General features: G+C 63.6%; 14 protein-coding genes and 1 pseudogene. 5 read left to right on the top strand and 10 right to left on the bottom strand.

The window, feature by feature from the left end; translation table 11 throughout:
* Positions 1-14: 14 nt before the first annotated feature.
* The 7 genes and pseudogenes from J8I82_RS39335 to J8I82_RS05230 all read right to left on the bottom strand — a co-directional run bounded on the left by J8I82_RS39335 (position 15) and on the right by J8I82_RS05230 (position 8,664).
* Positions 15-1,166 (bottom strand): annotated as a pseudogene (locus J8I82_RS39335) (Shedu immune nuclease family protein).
* Positions 1,167-1,532: 366 nt separating this feature from the next.
* Positions 1,533-3,239 carry a site-specific integrase gene (locus tag J8I82_RS05255; protein ID WP_209755069.1) on the bottom strand — a complete coding sequence of 569 codons (1,707 nt, stop codon included), beginning with the start codon at positions 3,237-3,239 and terminating at the stop codon, positions 1,533-1,535.
* Between the two features lie 440 nt (positions 3,240-3,679).
* Positions 3,680-5,071: an aldehyde dehydrogenase family protein gene (locus tag J8I82_RS05250; protein ID WP_209755067.1), complete on the bottom strand. Its 1,392-nt coding sequence runs from the start codon at positions 5,069-5,071 to the stop codon at positions 3,680-3,682.
* Positions 5,072-5,171: 100 nt separating this feature from the next.
* Positions 5,172-6,143 carry a Bug family tripartite tricarboxylate transporter substrate binding protein gene (locus tag J8I82_RS05245; protein ID WP_240988012.1) on the bottom strand — a complete coding sequence of 324 codons (972 nt, stop codon included), beginning with the start codon at positions 6,141-6,143 and terminating at the stop codon, positions 5,172-5,174.
* Between the two features lie 67 nt (positions 6,144-6,210).
* Positions 6,211-7,275: an isocitrate/isopropylmalate dehydrogenase family protein gene (locus J8I82_RS05240; RefSeq protein WP_115690123.1), complete on the bottom strand. Its 1,065-nt coding sequence runs from the start codon at positions 7,273-7,275 to the stop codon at positions 6,211-6,213.
* Positions 7,276-7,289: 14 nt separating this feature from the next.
* Positions 7,290-7,715, bottom strand: a complete 426-nt coding sequence (locus tag J8I82_RS05235; RefSeq protein WP_115690121.1) for a cupin domain-containing protein — start codon at positions 7,713-7,715, stop codon at positions 7,290-7,292.
* A gap of 31 nt (positions 7,716-7,746) precedes the next feature.
* Complete coding sequence (locus J8I82_RS05230; RefSeq protein WP_209755065.1) at positions 7,747-8,664, bottom strand: amidohydrolase family protein; 918 nt, start codon at positions 8,662-8,664, stop codon at positions 7,747-7,749.
* A gap of 419 nt (positions 8,665-9,083) precedes the next feature.
* Between J8I82_RS05230 and J8I82_RS05225 the strand changes: the two genes are divergently transcribed.
* Complete coding sequence (locus J8I82_RS05225; RefSeq protein ID WP_245179457.1) at positions 9,084-9,965, top strand: GntR family transcriptional regulator; 882 nt, start codon at positions 9,084-9,086, stop codon at positions 9,963-9,965.
* A 136-nt stretch (positions 9,966-10,101) separates the two neighbouring features.
* Here the strand turns inward: J8I82_RS05225 and J8I82_RS05220 are convergent, their stop codons facing one another.
* From J8I82_RS05220 to J8I82_RS05210, 3 genes are all read right to left on the bottom strand, one after another.
* On the bottom strand, positions 10,102-11,181 hold the full coding sequence (locus tag J8I82_RS05220; protein WP_209755063.1) for a porin: 1,080 nt from the start codon (positions 11,179-11,181) through the stop codon (positions 10,102-10,104).
* Positions 11,182-11,302: 121 nt separating this feature from the next.
* Positions 11,303-12,625 carry an MFS transporter gene (locus J8I82_RS05215; protein ID WP_209755061.1) on the bottom strand — a complete coding sequence of 441 codons (1,323 nt, stop codon included), beginning with the start codon at positions 12,623-12,625 and terminating at the stop codon, positions 11,303-11,305.
* Positions 12,626-12,681: 56 nt separating this feature from the next.
* A complete protein-coding gene (locus J8I82_RS05210) occupies positions 12,682-13,740 on the bottom strand; it encodes a lactonase family protein (protein WP_209755059.1) in 1,059 nt (352 codons plus the stop codon).
* Positions 13,741-13,994: 254 nt separating this feature from the next.
* Between J8I82_RS05210 and acnA the strand changes: the two genes are divergently transcribed.
* The 4 genes from acnA to J8I82_RS05190 all read left to right on the top strand — a co-directional run.
* Complete coding sequence (gene acnA, locus J8I82_RS05205; RefSeq protein WP_209755058.1) at positions 13,995-16,619, top strand: aconitate hydratase AcnA; 2,625 nt, start codon at positions 13,995-13,997, stop codon at positions 16,617-16,619.
* Between the two features lie 32 nt (positions 16,620-16,651).
* Positions 16,652-17,548 (top strand): GntR family transcriptional regulator, encoded by an 897-nt coding sequence (locus J8I82_RS05200; RefSeq protein WP_209755056.1) that lies wholly within the window; start codon positions 16,652-16,654, stop codon positions 17,546-17,548.
* A gap of 11 nt (positions 17,549-17,559) precedes the next feature.
* Positions 17,560-18,300, top strand: coding sequence for an ABC transporter substrate-binding protein (locus J8I82_RS05195; RefSeq protein ID WP_209755054.1), 741 nt, complete (start codon positions 17,560-17,562; stop codon positions 18,298-18,300).
* Between the two features lie 194 nt (positions 18,301-18,494).
* Positions 18,495-19,039: Bug family tripartite tricarboxylate transporter substrate binding protein (locus J8I82_RS05190; RefSeq protein ID WP_280905976.1), on the top strand; the 545-nt coding region annotated here is incomplete at its 3' end.

Genomic DNA, 19,039 nt, shown 5'->3' with positions numbered 1-19,039 from the left:
GAGTTCAACCTTTCTCAGATTCCGGTGACGCAGCAATCCGGCTTAGTACCGTGATCGGTGGTGCCTGCACAGCTCGCAGGAGCCAGGTAGTGCAACAGGACTCGCAGCTTGCCTAATAGCTCGTCAAAAGTTACCACCTCGACATTTTTGCACGCATTGCGGAAAATTTCGAAGCTGCGCCGCTGCCGTTCCTGCGTTGGTGTCATGCCGGCAATAATCACGCATTTCGTCGCGTCGGGACGGGAATCACGCAGCTCCGGCCGAATCTGGTGAGAAAGCCAGTTACTGTGAAGGGCACTCTGCTGATACAGCACCTAGGTAATTGCCCCACTCAGCTCGGCACTTGGTCCATACACCTCGCTGTTCTTGTACGCGGCGTTAAGCATTAGCACGGTCGAAGGCTTCTTGATCTCAACGATTGCCAGCGATTGCCCCAGTTCACCGAGTAAGAAGTCTCCAACTTGCGCGCCAGCGCCACTCAGACTCGAGCCTTGAGCATGAAACTGGGCATGAAGCAGTCGAACAGGCCGAGCAAACAGCATCGTCAAGATGAAGATGTTGTTTTCGAAAAAGGACTGCCACCGGCCTTCAGGTAGAGACTGCGCCAGCATCCCCTCATAACGCTCGATCATGCTGACCAAGGTTACCCGCTCGATCTCAGCATGGAGCTCCATTAGCTCCTCGGGTGCTTCATTGGCAATCAGCGCAGCATTCTCTCGTACGGCCCGAACCGTAGCACGCCGCTGCGCGCGAACCGCCGCAGTCGATTGACGCGTTCGGTCCAGACGCACCTCGACGAGCTCGCCGGTGGCCCCGACTTGGACGATCGGGGGAAAGCGGTCGGGGCACAAGTGGGTCAGCAGGGTATTCCGGATGTGCGTGGCCTTCGCCAACTGGACACGACTTCGCACATGCCGATTCGCCCTTTCCAGTGCGCGCCTCAGCATGTCCAATTCTCGCTCGGGCATCACTACCGCGCTGCCTTCGAGCTTCGACTCACCGTCTTTAGTCACAATGAGCGTATCGACGCCAGGAATCTGCTGGATGCCCAAGCAGATTGCATCCAACTCCTTCGTCAGTCCGAGGCCGTAAGCGCAATCATTCGAGGCACGCCAGGGCAGCGCCGCCTCGATGAGCGATACCGCGTCCGCGGGACTATCCGGCATAGCATGGTCTTCGCCACCCTGAAGAATGAGTGTCCGAATGCGTCCATGTCGAGGCCTCAGATAACGCTGCGCATGGGGATTAGTGTGAACGGGATACGTCACGATGCTTTGCGGCAAAATCCGAGCCAGCAGATGCCACTGCTCCTCCGGCTGAGAAATCCAATCATCCGGACCATGGTTCGATCGTGCAAAGGTCTGGACGTAGAGATCCCTGCAGGCAAAATTTCCATCGGCACCTACTGCCAGCCGGAAGCTCGGGTTCATGACTTCGCTGTGATCATAGACGGCGGGTGGCTCGGCGCCACTCACTGGTTCACCTTCCATATGTTCCCCTTACGCGGTTTCTTTTTCACAATGGATAGCTCCCTAATCACGATGAACTGGGAAAGCACTCCCAATCTGTCGTGACCGCTTCACTTGGTCACCGTGTAGATAGGTTGAGGTAGTAGAAATTGATGCATGCCGAAGGTTGTCCCTGACGGTTGTCAACTCGGCACCGCGCGCGAGTGCATGGGTCGCATGCGTATGTCGCATCCAATGCGGGCTGGCACGCTGCAGTTTTTCTGCTGCAGCCGGATGGTCATGGGCGATCAGGTCGGCAGCCTGCGCGAAGAATCGCTTCACCACATGCCACAGGCGCGTGCTGGTGATACCGGCTGCCGTGTCCTTGCCAAGCCCGCCGACGAGCGGCGTCGTGGGATCCCAACGAACCGCTGTCACGGGCAGTGCGCGCGCGACTAGGTAACGATCCAGCGCCGCCCGCGCCAACGGCGGCAGCGCAACCCGACCGGCGCGGCTGCCCTTGCCTACCAGCTTGAGCCAGTGAGCGCCCTGGGCGTCAGTTTCGATGTCACCGAGGGTTGCGCCGACCAGCTCGCTGGCGCGCAGTCCGGTGGCATACCCAAAGTCCAGCACAAAGCGGAGCCGCTGCGCCGCCGGCGCGTCCCAGCCATACGACCACTCCAGGCCATCGGCAACGGTGCGGATCAGCAGCCATTCGCCTTCGGTGAAGGCATGCGAACTGTCCAACGCTGCCGTGCGTCCCCCGCCCCGCACCTTGATGCCGGCAAACGGGTTAGCCAACACATAGCGTTGCTGGATCAACCAACGGAACATCGCTCCCAGGATGGACAAGGCATGGGCAATGGAGCGAGCCGACAATGCGCCCGTAAACGGACGCCAGTCTGGCGCGCAACGCGGTCTTGCTGCCCCGACCCAGCGCGCATGAGGCACCGGCCGACGCAGGAAGCTGCGGTAGGCCGTCGCATCCTCCGTCGTCAGCGACGACAACGGCCGCTCACGTTCGATAATCGCCCACAGCATCAGCCGCTCCGCTTCCTTGCGATAGGCACGTTGCGTGGCTGGGGACTCGTGCAACGAAAGCCAGGCCTCGACCGCCGCGTAGTCGTTGTCCGCATTGAGGGTGCAGGTACCGCGTGGCGCGCGGAACTGTCCTTTCGAGCCGTCGACCTCATGCGGCAGGCGTAACTGCTCCCATGGCACCACGATTGCGTGCGGCGTCTGTGCGGCCAGCGTCCGGGCGCGTTCGGACAGCTGCGGGTGCTGGCCAAAGAAGGCTTCGACCTGCCGGGCCCCGGCCGCGCCCAGGCCCGGGATCGCGGCCCACCAGCGGCGCCGGCGCGGCACCCGGACGGTCAGTGCCGCCAGCGTGTCGATGCCCTGCGCCCGCAACGCGGCGACCGTGCGCGGCGCCAGCCACAAGCCGATGTCATCGCTGATGGCCGGTACCGGCGCCGGCAGCGCGCGCAACCATTCGATCGCCCGGTCGGCGGCCCTGCCCAGCTCCGCTCGGTCCGCCGCGGCAATCTCAAACAACCGGGCCAGGTCCTCTCGCTGGCGGCTGCGGGCACACGCTGCCAACTGGCGCCGGATCTGACCCAGAACTCCGCGCGACGATTGCCCTTGCGCCCTCGTCTCGCCCAAATACCGGAGAACGGCCTCCCGCGTCGACAGCCCGGCATGCCAGGCGCGCAGCGCGGCGAGCGCGGCGGCATCCGGGAACCCGGTTGGCGGAGTCTGTTGCGGGTCGGTCAGGGTGAGGCGCGATTTCATGCCCACCAGTTTAGCGTAAGGATACAGCTATTACGATAAGGATACTTATCGTAATAGACGCAATGCCGCGCCTTGCGAAGAGTCCCCAAGGCAAACAGCATTGGACTTTGCACCGCCACCCGCCAGTCGTGGCAACCCATCGAAAGCTCTTACCCTACAAGGGAGGTCGCTCACTTTCGCTGAGTGCCCTGCATCGCTTCCTATCTGTTCGATCCGAGTCGGCCAGGAAGTGCTAACTGGCACCTCATTCCCCGGTCGTCGTAGTTGGCGGCTAACTGCCGCGACCCGGTAGAAGCATTCGCGTGCGTTGGCGCGCGCTGCACTATCAGAAGCTGTGCCGAACATGGACACGCCTTCCAACGTGCCAACCTTTGGATCCATGAAACTCGGCAATTGCCGAGGAAACTGCCGTGGACAAGCTGAGGCACTCGTCGCGACGTTCAAGCCGACGCGATGGTCCAGTAAGTGCGCACGTTGGTGAATTCGCGGATGCCGGCGGCGGCAAGCTCTCGGCCGTAGCCGGACTTCTTGGTGCCGCCGAACGGCACGCGCGCATCGGATGCCGTAATGGCATTGATGAAGGCTGCGCCGCTGGTGATGCCCTTGGCCACGGCCAGCGCGCGCGGGGTAGACCCGGCCCAGACACTTATTGACAGACCGAACGGCGTGGCGTTGGCCAGGCGCACCGCATCGGCATCATCTTTGGCGATGGCGATCGCCGCCAACGGGCCAAAGGTCTCTTCATCAAAAGCGGCCATGCCTGGCTGCATGTTGCCGAGCACCGTCGGCGTGTAGAAATTGCCCGGCCCCTCCACGGCCTTTCCGCCAGCTAGCAGCACTGCGCCCGCTTGTACCGACCGACGGATTTGCTGATCCAGCGCATCGCGCAGGTCGGGGCGAGCCAGCGGCCCCATCTGCGTAGCGGATTCATTCGGGTTGCCGACGACGAGCGCGTGCGCGGCTTGCACGAAGCGCTCGGTGAATGCCCCGGCAATGCTCTCCAGCACGATAAAGCGCTTGGCGCAGACGCAGCTCTGTCCGGCATTGTGGAAGCGCGCCTTGACGGCTGCGGCTACGGCTTTGTCAAGGTCGGCATCATCGAGCACGATGAATGCATCGGAACCGCCCAGTTCCAGCACTGACTTCTTCGATGCGCGACCGGCCGCGGCGCCGACTGCGGCACCCGCGCGATTGGACCCCGTCAGCGTCACGGCCGCGATGCGGTCATCCTGGATCAGGCCATCGATCACCTGTGGGACTTCCGGCTCGGCAACGACCAGCGTCGTAACGAGATGCTTCGGCAGTCCGGCGTCGACGAACAGCTTCTCGAGTGCCAACGCGCAGCCCGTGACATTGGGCGAATGCTTGAGCAGCACGCCGTTGCCAGCCGTGATCGCCGGAATGGCAAAGCGCATGACCTGCCACACAGGAAAGTTCCACGGCATCACGGCGAGTACCAGGCCAATCGGCACGTAGCTTACCCAGGTGTCTGCACCCTCGATGTCAACCTTCTCGTCTGCCAGGATCCGGGCGGCGTTGTCGGCGTAGTAGGTCGCGGTAACCGCGGATTTCTCCATTTCGCCCGCGGCCTCGGCCAGCACCTTGCCCATTTCCGCGGTAATCAATTCGGCGAATGGCTTGGCCTGGCGGCGCAGTTCGTCGGCCAGTCGACGCACTGCCGCCACACGATCCTTTAGTGGCCGGGTACCCCATGCCTTCGCGGCGGCGTGGCCAGCGGTGACGGCCGTCTCGATCTGTTCTGCGGTCCAGCCTTGGTAGGTCTGCAGCGCTGCGCCGGTACTCGGGTTGTACGTCGTTATGGTTTGGGTCATGGCTAACTTTCGGGGAGACCGGTCTAGAGGAGGTTTGGAAGTGCGGAGTGGCGCCGCGTACCGGGCGATGGCTCCGGCGCGGCGAGGAATTGGCGATGGGTTAGTCGGCAGCCACGTTTGCCGTCTTCACAACGCCCGACCATCGTGCCGATTCGGTGCGCATGAAGCGCGAGAAATCCTCTGGTGAACCACCTGCAGCCTCGGCCCCAAGCTGGGCCAGCCGCTGTTTCGTCGCAGGTTCCCTGAGGATGTCATTGACCTGTGTGTTGAGGAACTGAATGGCCTGCTTCGGCGTGCCGGCCGGCGCCAGCAGCCCGTACCATGCCGGAGCGTCAAAGCCGTTCAGGCCAGCCTCGGTGAAGGTGGGCACGTCGGGCAGTTCGGGCAGGCGATGCGTACCCGTGACGGCGATGGCACGCAGCTTGCCGCCCTTGAGCTGAGGCAGCGCCGAAGCGGCGGTATCGAACATCATTTGCACCTGCCCGCCGATCAGATCGGTCACGGCCGGGCCGCTGCCCTTGTATGGAACGTGGATCATGTCCGCGTGGATCATGCTGCGGAACAGTTCCCCGGCCAAATGGACCGACGTGCCCTTCCCGCCCGACGCGAAATTGACCTTGCCCGGATTGGCCTTGATATACCGGATGACGCCCTTGAGGTCCTTCTCCGGAAAGTCCTTCGTCACGACCAGCACGGTCGGGGACGTTGCAATCTGCACCACCGGCACGAAATCTTTCTCCGTGTCGTAGCGCAGCTTCTTGTAGACGAACGGATTGATCGACAACGCGACCTGCCCGAACAGTAATGTCTGACCATCCGGCACCGCACGAGCCGCAGCCTCATTGCCGATGTTGGTGCCGGCACCGGGACGGTTGTCGATAATGAACTGCGCCTTTGTTTTCTCCGACAAACGTGTGGCGATATAGCGCGACACGTTGTCGCTACCGCCGCCCGGCGCGAACGGCACGATGATGCTGACCGGCTTCGAGGGGTAGCTGCCGTTGGCGCCGGCGCTGCCGATGAACGACACACTAGCGAGGGTCAACGCCAGCAATGACTTAAGTGGATGCATGCTGTCTCCGGATAGTTCTTGTGGTGCTTAGGCGCGATGTCTCACCGCGCCCATTGCGAGGCGGGTATCAGGCCTTGACAATGCTCACTGCGACGGCCTTGCCAAAAGCGGCGCAGCCCATGGTGCCGCCCAGGTCTGCCGTGCGCGTGGCGGGGTTCGCCAGCACCCTGTCTACGGCGGCGTCGATGGCCTGAGAGGCAGCGACAAAGTTCGGCATTGCACGACGTTCGCCAAGCCATTGCATGAGCATGGCGACGGACAGGATCATCGATGTCGGGTTGGCTTTGTCCTGCCCCTGGATATCCGGTGCCGAACCATGCTGGGCCTGCGCGCAACACAGCGAATCGCCCGCCATGACCGACCCACCGAGCCCCAGGCTGCCCGAGAGTTCGCTCGCCAGGTCCGACAGGATGTCGCCATAGAAATTCGTCGCTACGATCACGTCGAAGCGCGACGGATCGCGTACCAGATATGCGGTCGATGCGTCCACCAGCAGGTCGTCGAACTTTACTTCGGGGAACTCGGCCGCCACCTTGCGCACTTCGCGCAGGAACAGGCCGTCGGTCATGTGGAAGCTGTTGGCCTTGTGGATCGCGGTCACATGCTTCTTGCGCTTCATCGCCAGTTCGAACGAACGGCGAGCGATGCGCTCCGAGCAGTGCGCGGTGATCTTGCGGACCGAGATCGCCATGTCCTTCGACGGCATCATCTCGCCCCAACCTTCGTACATATTGCGATCGGGATAGAAACCTTCGGTCGCCTCGCGCATGATGACGAGATCCATGTTCCTGGCGCCCTTGCACAGGAACTCGCGCGAACGGGAGGGCCGCACATTGGCGTACAGGTCCAGGTCGCAACGGAAGGCTGCGGAGATATTGCGCCCGCCCTTTTCCGGCGCAGGATAGTCAGCGTGCGACTGAGTGCCAAGGATCACGCCGTCATACGATGTGGCCTTGTCCAGCACTTCCTGCCGCAGCGTCGTGCCATGCTTTTCCAGGCTGGCAAAGCCGACATCTTCATAGTCGAACTGCAGGCCCAGATCAAAGGCCTGATCGGCCTGCTTCAGGACATCGATGGAGGCAGCAACGATTTCGGGGCCGATGCCGTCGCCCGGGAGAACAAGAATACGCATGGTGGAAGTCTCAGTTAGGCCTTGGGGGTCTGGTGCTCGGCCGATACAGGCCGCGTTTCGCCGCTATCGACCAAGGTACGGGTGGCGTCGGTGGCGGCGTAGATCCAGAGGATCTTCATCGGCGCCGTCTTCGACAGGTTGCGGAAGCGGTGCGGCACGTTGGGCGGTATGAACGTGGTATCCAGCGGCTTCAGACGGTATTCGAGCCCGTCGATATCGAGCATGGCCTCGCCTTCAACCAGCACAACGCTCTCCTGGCAGTTATGGCTGTGGAACGGAATTTCCACGCCACCGGCAAAAGACGTGTAGCCGGTGATAAAGCTGTCAGACCCGACGAACTTGCCGACCAGCGGAGTCGTGCTGGCGCCGCCGCCACGGTCATAGGCAGGCAATTGATCGGGCTTGAGCAGCACGGCGCCTGAAGGGGTCTTGATCGTCATGGATAGCTCCTGCGGATTCACTGGTGCGTGGTCAGGCCGCTACAGGGTCAAAGCCGTAGAGCCGGGCCGGGTTGTCAACGAGAATGCGTTGCAGCAGCACGGGCGTGCTGGCCCAGCTCGCCAACTGGTTCAGTGCGCGCCCTGCATCCGTCTTGCGGAAGGGCTCGACCTGATCGAGATTGCCGGTGCGGCTGGCCGAGCTGCCGGTATGCGGCCAGTCCGACGCCCACACCAGGCGGTCTGGCCTGGCCTGGATCAGCGCCATGGCAAATTCGGCAACGTCGTCAAAATCGGGAGCGCTATGCGATGCGCGATACGGCGCCGACAGCTTTACGTACGCGTTGCCGCGCTTCACCAGCTCGACCACGCTGGCGAATGCCGTCTTCTGTTCGTCCTTCTTGTGGGACTTGATGCCGGCGAAGTGGTCGAGCACCACGGGCACTTTCAGCGCCGCGATATCGACAGCCAGTTCGGCAATCACATCGACATCTGCATAGACCTGTACCGCCCAGCCGAGGGGTCCAACCAATCCCTCCGCGCGCTTCAGCTGCTTCAGCGCAAAGCCATGGTTGCGCTGGCCGCTCACCTCCAGGTTCAGGCGGATGCCTCGCACGCCTTGAGCATGCATGGCCTGCAGCACCGCGGGCGCGACCGTCTCCAGGTCGATCACGGCCACACCGCGTGCCCTTTCGCCAAGCCGGCCCAACGCGTCGAGCAGTGCCGCGTTGTCAAAGCCGTAGACGCTCGGCTGTACCAGCACGACGCGATCGATACCGATGCGCTGCTCAAACGCGACCAGGTCGACCACACGGGCATCACCGGGCGTGTACGAGCGCCTGGCCGCGAATGGAAAACGCGCGCCGTCGAAGACGTGGACGTGACAATCACAACTGCCGGGCGGCGGCCGGGAAGATGGCGCGCTGACGTGGGCAACGAGATCCTGGTTCACGGAAGTTCCTTGTAGGGACATGCCAGTTGCATTAGCTGCCATGGCTTCAACGAGGGAAATTCCGCCAATGGCCGCAAGGCCTGCCTGAAGCACTTGTCTGCGATGCACTACGTCTCCTGTTGTGGTCGGTGCGCCGCCGGGAGGGCGCGATGGATGGAATTTTATAGGCTCAAAGAACCATGTAAAGGGTTTTTTGTTTTTACAAAGAACCGTAATCGACCGACGGAGACCACCAGCCCTTGCAGGACAAGGCGGAGCGGGGAAATGGTATCGTTTACCCGATGCCATTTTGCTTGCGTGCCGAACATGACGCGATCCCGGTGCCTTGGCGCAACTGACGATCATTGGGCTTTTGATAATCCAAAAGACCATTCAGAGATGTGATAGCATCTGACAACCGGTTTGGAACCCGCCCCCTCATGGCCCGCCAGCTCGCCGATGTCCTTGCGGCAAACATTCATCAGTACATCTCTGCTACCGGCATGGCGCCGGGCACGCGCCTGCCCGAGCGTGCATTGGCCGAGCAGTTCCGGGTGTCGCGCTCGCCCGTGCGCGAGGCCCTGCGGCGCCTGGCGTCGCAGTCAGTGGTCGCAGCACATCCCGAGGGCGGCTATGCGGTGGCCGAAGGCAGCCGCGCGGTACCGGTCAATGGACAGGAGCCAGATGGCAGCGAAGGCAACAACGCAGAGGCGGTGTACTTCAGGATTGCTGAGGAACGGCTCAATGGGGTACTGCCCGACCGCTTCACCGAAAACGAAATGATGCGCAGATATGGCATCACGCGTGCGCAGCTTGGCGCGATCCTGCGCCGTATGGCGCAGGAAGGATGGGTTGAACGACTGCCCGGCCACGGTTGGATGTTCTTGCCCGTACTCACGTCCGCCGAGACTTACAAGCAGGGCTACCGCTATCGCCTGCTGATCGAAGCGGCCGGCATACTGGAACCGACCTTCGAACTCGACCGCGAAGCGCTGCTGCGGTGCCGCGCCGAGCAGGAAGCGCTGGCGAACGGCGGCGCCCGCACCGCGTCAGCGGCTGCGCTGTTTGACGCAAACAGCCGCTTGCACGAAACCATTGCGGCTTGTTCGGGCAATGCGTTCATTCTCGAAGGTCTGCGACGGCTCGACCGCTTGCGCCGGCTCATGGAATACCGCAAGGCCGTGGACCGGGACCAGGCCGAACGACGCTGTCGCGAGCACCTGACGCTGATCGACATGCTGCTCGAAGGACAGCAGGAGGCAGCAGCGGATTTCATGCGCCTGCATCTGCGCAACGCAGTACGCGAGAAATCCGATAGCTAGTGACATTAGCGGTTCGGCGGAACCCAGCAGCATCTTGATTGCAACCGCATGAGCTCACAGGCTGCTTCTTTGCTCCGGATTCAAGCTCTCGGGACTCGGCCAGCACAACGTTCACGATGAGGCTGGCCGATAACGGTTAGAACTTGTGTCTCATGCCCACCAGAGCCCCGACTTGGCTACGCCCCGCTACAACCGTATTCCCGGATCCGACTGCCAGGTCCGAACCATTGCGATTCATCGCATAGGCGGACGTCAGATACACGTCGGTACGCTTTGACAGCGCGTAGTCTAACGTCGCAATGAACAGCCAGGGGTCCTGATTGTTGTCGTGGTTGTTCGTGTAGTAAGCCGAACCAGTCAGCTGCAGCGACTTTGTAAGGCTGTAGGACGCACCCAGCCAGTACATGTCCGAACGCGTGGACTCTGGCAGCGCCGTGCTGCCGTTGGCATATTGCAGCCGGTTCCAACGGTAGCCGGCATACGCCTTGATGGGCCCGAATGTCGACACCGCACCGACGGCGAGATTCTTGTTCGCCAGCCCTTGCGCAGCGGCTGACGAACCCTGGGTCTGGTCATAAGCTACCGCCACGCTGGTGCTGCCGAAAGAGTAACCCAATTGTCCGCCCATCTGGCGGCCGGCGCGCGCGGCACCGGGGATTTCCCCACCAAGTCCCGCGTCCCAGCCCGTGCTGTAGGTTGCCTCGACCAGCAGCCCGCCGAACTTACCGAGATACTTGGCCGAGTTGTCGATACGTTGCGAGAACACCGGATCCATCGACGTGATGGAATAACGCGCACTAACCCCGCTGGGATCGTAAACCTTGGCAAAGTCATAGATGGGGGCGTCCTGGCGACCCAGCGTCAACGTGCCCCAGGCGTGCTGCACGCCGACATATGCGCTCCGGCCGAACAATCGAGAAGTTGCCCCCGTACCATTGGCCAGCGTGCCGGTATCCAGATTTGTGCCGTTCTCGAGCAAGAACAACGCCTTCAGACCGCCGCCAAGATCCTCGATGCCGCGCAGCCCGAAGCGCGATCCGGACTGGTTACCGGGCTGCATGCGGAACTGACTGGCGCTCCCGCCCTGTGCCGTTGGTCTGTTGTTGACAAACTCGATGCCGATATCGGCCACGCCGTAGAGCGTCACGCTGGATTGGGCGTGCGCGGCACCGGTACAGGCGAGCCACATCAGTACGGCGCATTGCGTACGGTTCATTTTTACTCCTCGGTTTTGGAATGGCACTTTCGGAATCCGCGGCTCGGTTGGCTTGGCGGGAGTGCCTGTGGATATCGCGGCGGCAGAGGAGCCACCGCGCGGTGAAACAGCCAGGACAGGTCTACATATTGCGCGCCGCCAGTTTGCCTTCGGCGCCCTGCCCGCCTTCATCGATGCGAATGACCAACGTCATCAGGAAGGCAATCACCAGCAGCCCCGCCAGTAACAGCAGTCCAGTGGTCGGCTGGTGCGTGCGGGCTTTGATATAGCCGATCGCATACGGGCCGACAAAGCCGCCGAGGTTGCCGATTGCATTGATTACGGCAATCGACACGGCCGCGGTCGAGCGCGTCAGGAACAGCGTCGGCAGCGCCCAGAACGGCGACTTGAACGCGTACAGGCCGGCCATGCTCAGGCTGATCAGCGCGATCGCGACATAGGGCCCGGTGAACACACCGGCGCCTAGCAGCGCCAGTCCGGCGATCGCCAGCGGCACGGCGGAATGGATGCGGCGCTCGTTATTGCGGTCCGAACTGCGCGACCACAGGATCATCGCGGCGGTGGCGAAGGCGTAGGGGAACATCGCGATCAGCCCGACCTGCGTGTGCGTCAGGCTGGACGAAAACCCCTGGATGATCTGCGGCATCCAGTACCCTACGCCCAGGCTGCCGCACTGGTAGACGAAGTAGATAAAGGCAAGGTACAGCACCTTGGGATTTCGCATCACCTTCCATGTGCCCAGGTGCGCGGCCGCTGGGCGGGCGAGCCGGTCGCGCTCCAGTTCGTCCGTGATCCACTGCTTCTCGGCCGGGCTCAGCCAGTTCGCGTCCGCGGGCCGGTCGGTCAGGCAGAAGTAGCACAGCACGCCGCCGACAATGGCGGGCGCACCTTCGAGCAACAGCATCCAGCGCCAGCCGCTCCATTGCAGCCAGTGGATGTTGTCCATGATCCAGGTGCTGAGCGGCGCGCCGATGATGTAGGACACCGGGATCGCCGCGGTGAACAGCGCCACCGTGGTGGCCAGCTCCTTCGCGCGAAACCACGCTGTCAGGTAGACGATGATGCCCGGGAAGAAGCCCGCTTCGGCCACGCCTAGCAGGAAGCGCAGCACATAGAGCTGTGTGGCGTTCTGCACGAAGGCCGACATCACCGCCACCGCGCCCCAGGTCAGGAGGATGCGCGCGATCCAGCGCCGCGCGCCGAACTTGTTCAGCATCACGTTGCTCGGGACCTCGAACAGGAAGTAGCCGATGAAGAAGATGCCGGACACGAAGCCGAAAGCCTCGCTCGTCAGCGCCAGTTCCTTGTTCATCTGCAGGGCCGCGTAGCCGATATTGGCGCGGTCCAGGTACGAGATGATGTACAGGACAAAGACAAAGGGAATGATGCGCCAGGTGATCTTGCGCACGATGGCGCGCTCGTCTTGCGGATGCTTGGATTGCATGCAGTCTGCCAGGCGTTGGCGACGCCAGGTCCTTTAGTGGTTTGTGGAAAAACAGGTCAGCTCTGCGGCGAGAAGACCATGCACACCGGACTGCCGGTGCGCGCGCTAAAGCCGGTGGGATAGAGCCGGCCCGAGTCCGGGTTGATGTGGAAGGCGACGATGGTGTCGCTGTCTTCGTTGAGCGCGTACAGGAAGCGCCCGCTCGGATCGGTGGTGAAAAAGCGCGGCGTGCGCCCGAGCGACAGGTCGGCGCCGGCAAAACGCAACAAGCTAGTGCGCGAGTCCACGGCAAACACAGCGATGCTGTCGTGACCACGGTTCGACGCATAGACAAAGCGCCCTGCGCGGTCCACCTCGATCTCGGCAGCACGGCTGTTGCCGGTGAAGGTTTGCGGCAGCGTCGACAGGATCTGCAGCGGTGTCAGTTGCGCGGAGTCGCGCTTGTAAGCGTACGTCGTCACCGTCGAGTCCAGTTCGTTGACGACATACGCGTAGCGGCCGTTGGGATGGAAGGCCACATGGCGCGGTCCTGACGCCTCGCGCGACTCCACAAAGCTGGGCGATGCCGGTGCCAGCCTGCCGTCGGCGAAGTGGAACGCGAACGTGCGGTCCAGGCCCTTGTCCGGCACGATGACAAAGTTGCCGGACGGATCGAATGGGTTGAAGTGCGGCTTGGCCTGCTTCTGCTCGGTACGGTGCGGACCGATGGGGCCGTCCAGCTTGACCAGCTGCGTCATCTCGCCAAGCGCGCCCTCCCCTTCCAGCGGCAATACCGCGAGGCTGGCGCCGATATGGTTGGACACGACGATAAAGCGCTCACTGGGGTCCAGCGCGAGGTGAACGGGGTTCTTGCCGTGGGTGCTCTGGCGGTTGATGAATTCCAGTTGCCCGCTGGCATGGTCGACGGCAAAGGCGCTGACGTCGCTCATGTCGCCATGCACGCTGTAGAGGCGGTCGCCCCGGCGGTTCAGGGCCAGGAACGACGGGTTGACCAGGTCGCCCACGACCTGCACCGGCTCCAGCGCGCCGCTAGCTGCCTCCACGCGAAACACACTGATGCCGTCACCGCGGGCATTGCGTTCACGGGTGGTGCGGGAGCCGACATAGGCGTACATGAACTTTCCTTTCGATCTGGGGGTGTGAGGCCTGACGTTGCGCTTAGCGTGCGCGGGATCAACCGTCGCGCCGAAACCAGCGAGCGCTGCGGCAGCGACGCCTTTCAGCCATTGCCGGCGGCCGCGTCGTGTGGAATCCATGGCAGTTGCGGAGCCGTCAGGAGAAGAATTCGGCGCTTGCTGGGATTTCATTTGGGCGTCTTCGGGTTTTCACTTGATTGCATTTTGACGCAGATACATGCAAAACTACAGTCATGGAAAACACTAACCCCACCCAAACGGTGTCGCTGAGCGTCGGTAGGATCACTTACCGCATCGTCGACCTTCCCGCCATCGCCGGCGACAAGCTCTGGCGCCTGCCCGTCGTCCTGCGCCTGCTGCTGGAGAACGTCATCCGCAATGCCAAAGGCGTCGAGCGTGAGGTCGCCGTTGCCGCCATCCTCGCCTGGCTGGAGCACGGCACCAGCGAAGCCGAGATCGCCTACCAGCCCGGCCGCGTGCTGATGCACGACACCACCAGCACGCCCGCGCTGGTCGACGTGGCCGCGATGCGCGATGCCGTGGCCGAGGCCGGCCGCGACCCCGACCTGCTCAACCCAGTGCTGCCGGTGGATTCGTCGGTGGACCATTCGCTGGCAGTCGAGTACTACGCACGCCCCGACGCCGTGCCGCGCAACCTGGAAACGGAGACGCGCCGGAACGCCGAGCGCTACGGCTTCCTGCGCTGGGCCTCGAAAGCGCTGCACGGCGTGCGCATCCATCCACCAGGCACCGGCATCATGCACACCATCAACCTCGAGCAGCTCGCCACCGTGGTCACGCTCGAACAGCGCGGCGGCGAAGCCTGGGCCGTGCCGGACATGATGATCGGCACCGACAGCCACACCCCGATGATCAACGGCATCGGCGTGCTGGGCTGGGGCGTGGGCGGGCTGGAAGCGCAGACCGTGATGTTCGGCATGCCGGTGATGCAGCGCATTCCCGATGTCATCGGCGTGCGGCTGACCGGCGCGCTGCAGCCCGGTGTGCTGGCCACCGACCTGGCGCTGACCGTGACCAAACGGCTGCGCGACCTTGGTGTTTCCGGCGAATTCGTCGAGTTCTTCGGTCCTGGCGTGTCGACGCTGTCCGCCGGCGACCGCGCGGTGGTCGCCAACATGGCGCCCGAATATGGCGCTACTACCGGCTTTTTCCCGGTCGACGAGCACACGCTCCAATACCTGCGCGGCACCGGCCGCGACGAGGCCGCGATCGCGCTGGTCGAGGCGTACACGCGCCGCGTCGGCCTGTGGTTCGACGCCGCCGCGCAGCCGCGCTACACCACCGTGCTGGAGCTGGATCTGAGCACCATCGGCATGCACGTGGCGGGCCCGCGCCGGCCGCAGGATTTGCTCGGCTATGCCGACACGGCGCGCGCGCTGGCGCCATTCGGCTTCACGCCGGCGCATGCCGGTTCCGGCATGCCGCGGTACCCGGTCGCGATTGCCGCGATCACCAGTTGCACCAACACCACGGACCCCGCGCTGCTGGTCGCCGCCGCGCTGGTGGCGCGCAAGGCGCGCGCGCTCGGCCTGCGGGTGCCGGAGTGGATCAAGACTTCCATGGCGCCGGGCTCGCCGGCCGCGGCGCGCTACCTGGAACGCGCCGGGCTGATCGACGACCTGGCTGCAGTCGGCTTTGACATCGTCGGCTACGGCTGCACCACCTGCATCGGCAACTCGGGCCCATTGACGCAACCGATCGCCGACGCAATTGCCGACGGCAGCGCGCACCCGGTAGCGATCCTGTCGGGCAACCGCAATTTCCCGGGGCGTGTCCACCCTGACCTGAGCCTGGGCTTTATCATGTCGCCGCCGCTGGTGGTGGCATTCGCGCTGGCTGGCAACGCCGCGGCCGACCTGAGCCGAGACCCGGTGCAGACCGTCGCCGACGGCACCCCGGTCTACCTCAAAGATCTGTGGCCGACGCGCGAGGAAATTGATGCACTGGTGGCGCGCGGCACCGCGCCCGGCGACTACCGCGAGGCCTTCCGCGTCGCCAGCGCCAATCCGCTATGGGACGCCCTGCCCGCGCCAGACACGCCGCGCTACCCGTGGAACGCGGCCTCGACCGCGCTGCGCCGGCCGCCCTTTGCCTCTGCCGACCAAGGCAGCCAGCTTGGCAGTTTCGAAGCCTTTCCGCTGCTGGTGCTGGGCGACGACATCACGACCGACCATATCTCTCCGGCCAGTGCGATTCCGAAAGACAGCTTTATTGCCGACTTTCTGGTTGCGCGCGGCGAGGATCGCAACGACCTGAACGTGTTCGCCTCCCGCCGTGGCAATTGGGAAGTGATGATGCGTGCCGCTTTCTACAACAAGACGCTGGCAAACCTGCTGTATCCCCCCGCACCTACCGGCCACACTCTGCATGTGCCCAGCAACAGGGTGGAGCCGATCTTCGAGGTCGCCGCACGCTACCGGGCCGACGGCGATAGTGTGGTGCTGGTCGCAGGGGAACGCTACGGGACCGGATCATCACGCGACTGGGCTGCGAAAGGGCAGCGGCTGCTTGGTATCCGCGCCGTTATCGCGTTGAGCTTCGAGCGCATCCACCGCTCCAATCTGATCGGCATGGGTATCTTGCCGATTCGGTTGCCGCGCGGCATGGGCCCGGATGCGCTGAACATCCGCCCCGGCGATAAAATCCATGTCGATGCCCCCGCGCATTCGATGGCACCTCGCTGCCGCATTCCGATGCGCATCGTGCGGGCCTGCGGCAGTGTCGACGAGATCGAGGCCACAGCTGCGGTCGAGACGCAACTTGAAGCAGATCTGCTTCGGCACGGCGGTGTCATCCCTCTCATCTTGCATAAGACGCTGTCCCAAGAATTCGGCTAAGCGGCGTCCGACAGCTTAACGGATCTCAATCCATGCAATACGATAAGTCCATCGCCACGCGTATCGTCGAGCTGATCCAGACGGAAGGCATGCCCGTGGGTGCGCACCTGCCTGCCCAGATGCTGGCTGATCGCCTGCGCGTCTCGCGCACGCCGGTCAACGAGGCACTGGGGCAGTTGCATGAGAAAGGCGTGCTGGCTCGCGAGCGCAATCGTGGTTTCTTCCTGGCGCGGCCGCTCGACTTGCCCGCCGCGGAAATGGCGGCGCAGCTTGGCCTGACAGAAGTGGACATAGTGTCGCAGGCTTACTTCCAGATTGCCGAGGACCTGCTCAAGGGCCACCTGCCCCAGCAGATTCCGGAGCAGACGCTGCGCAACCGCTACGGCCTGACCGCAACGCAGCTGAGCGCCGTGCTCAAACGGATCGCGCAGGAAGGCTGGGCGGAGCGCAAGCCGGGCTACGGCTGGGAGTTCTCTACCATGCTGACCACGCCGGACAGCCTGCTGCAGTCGTACCGGATGCGCCTGGCGCTCGAGCCGGCCGCTCTGCTGGAGCCTGGCTACCGGCTGGACGCAAAGGTGCTGGAGCGCTTGCGCGCCGCGGAACTGCACCTGCTCGACGGCGGCATTCAGACCGACACCGCGGCCCAGTTACATGACCGTGGCGTGCGATTCCACGAATCGCTGGTGGAAACCTCGGGGAACGCATTCTTCACCGATGCTATCCGCCGCGTCAACCGCGTGCGGCGCCTGCTGTCCTATCGCTCCATGCGCAACCGCGAGCGCTATCCCGAGCATGCGCGCCAACATCTGCACATTCTTGCATTGCTGGAGCGCGACAAGAACGAAGACGCTGCGGCATTCATGCGCGAGCACCTGCGCCACACGCTCGATGCGCTGGCCAGCATCTCTAACCTCCTCGAACCCTGACCGGCCTCTCCATGCAGACTGACTCCAACCTGATTGGCGCCTTTGCCCCCACTGGCATCCTGCGTGCCTCCATTAACCTCGGCAATCCCATCCTGGCTAACCGCGGCGAGGACGGGCGGCCGTTCGGCGTCTCCGTTGACCTGGCGGGGGCGCTGGCCGAGCGGCTGGGGCTGGAACTGAAGCTGGTCGTAGTCGACACCGCCGGCAAGTCGGTGGAAGTTGTCTCAAGCGAAGACGCCGATGTGGGCTTCTTCGCGGTCGATCCAAAGCGGGCCGCGACGATCCATTTCACCGCTCCCTATGTGCTGATCGAAGGCTGGTACCTGGTGCGCGACGATTCGCCGGTCCGCTCCAACACGCAGGTCGATGTCGCCGGCAACCGCGTCGCGGTCGGCAAGGGCAGTGCCTATGACCTGTTTCTGACGCGCGAACTGCAGGCGGCGCAGATTGTGCACGCACCGACGTCGCCGACGGTAGTGCAGACCTTCCTGGCGCAAGGACTGGAAGTGGCGGCCGGCGTGCGCCAGCAACTGGAAGCCGACGCGGCGAAGCATCCTGGCCTGCGCCTGCTGGACGAGCGTTTCATGGTGATCCGCCAGGCCATGGGGTTGCCACAAGGCCGGGGCCAGCGTGCTTCTGCTTACCTGCACGCGTTCGTTGAAGAGATGAAGGCCTGCGGCTTCGTTGCAGAGGCACTGGCCCGACACCGGATCGCGGGGGCTTCGGTCGCACCCGCGGAAGACGCTGGCTGAATTCAATTGAATAACGGCGCGGCAGAAAACCAGAAGCGCTTCCCGCCGTTGCCTCCGAAACAGTAATGCTGGCCTGGTGGTGCCGCCGCTCAATGCGCGCGGTTGGCATCGTTCGTCCTGAAACTGGCGGTTCAAGTTCCACTCGGCCCTCTAGCGGCCATTTTCATAAACATCGATAAACGGGAGACCACCCCATGTTTGCCATCCTTCACCGGTTCGCCGCTACCACTGCGCTGGCCTTGCTCGGCGCAACGCTTCCTCTGCACCACGTCCACGCGCAGACCGCCCCCCTGGAACTGAAGATCACTGCTCCCGCCGCGCCCGGCGGCGGCTGGGACGGCGCTTCGCGCTCGCTGCAGCAGGCCATGGTCGCCAGCGGCGCGGCCAAGAGCGTCCAGGTCAACAACATCCCCGGCGCCGGCGGCACGGTGGGCCTGGCGCAGTTCGTCAACAACGCCAAGGGCGACGGCAACCAGCTGATGACCATGGGCATCACCATGCTCGGCGCGGTCGTCACCAACAAGGCGCCGGTCAGCACCGACAAGGTCACGCCGATCGCGCGCCTGACCGCCGACGCGCTGGTGGTGGTAGTACCGGCCAACTCGCCGCACAAGACCATGCAGGACCTCGCCGTGGCGATCAAGGCCGATGCCGGCAAGGTAGTGTGGGCCGGCGGCTCGGCCGGCGGCGCCGACCACATGCTGGCGGCGCTGGTGGTCAAGGCCGCCGGCGGCAATAC

Source organism: Cupriavidus consociatus (genome assembly GCF_017814975.1).
Classification (GTDB): Bacteria; Pseudomonadota; Gammaproteobacteria; order Burkholderiales; family Burkholderiaceae; genus Cupriavidus; species Cupriavidus consociatus.
The sequence above is the reverse complement of the archived record's forward strand: the minus strand, read 5'-3'. Positions and strand labels throughout refer to the sequence as shown.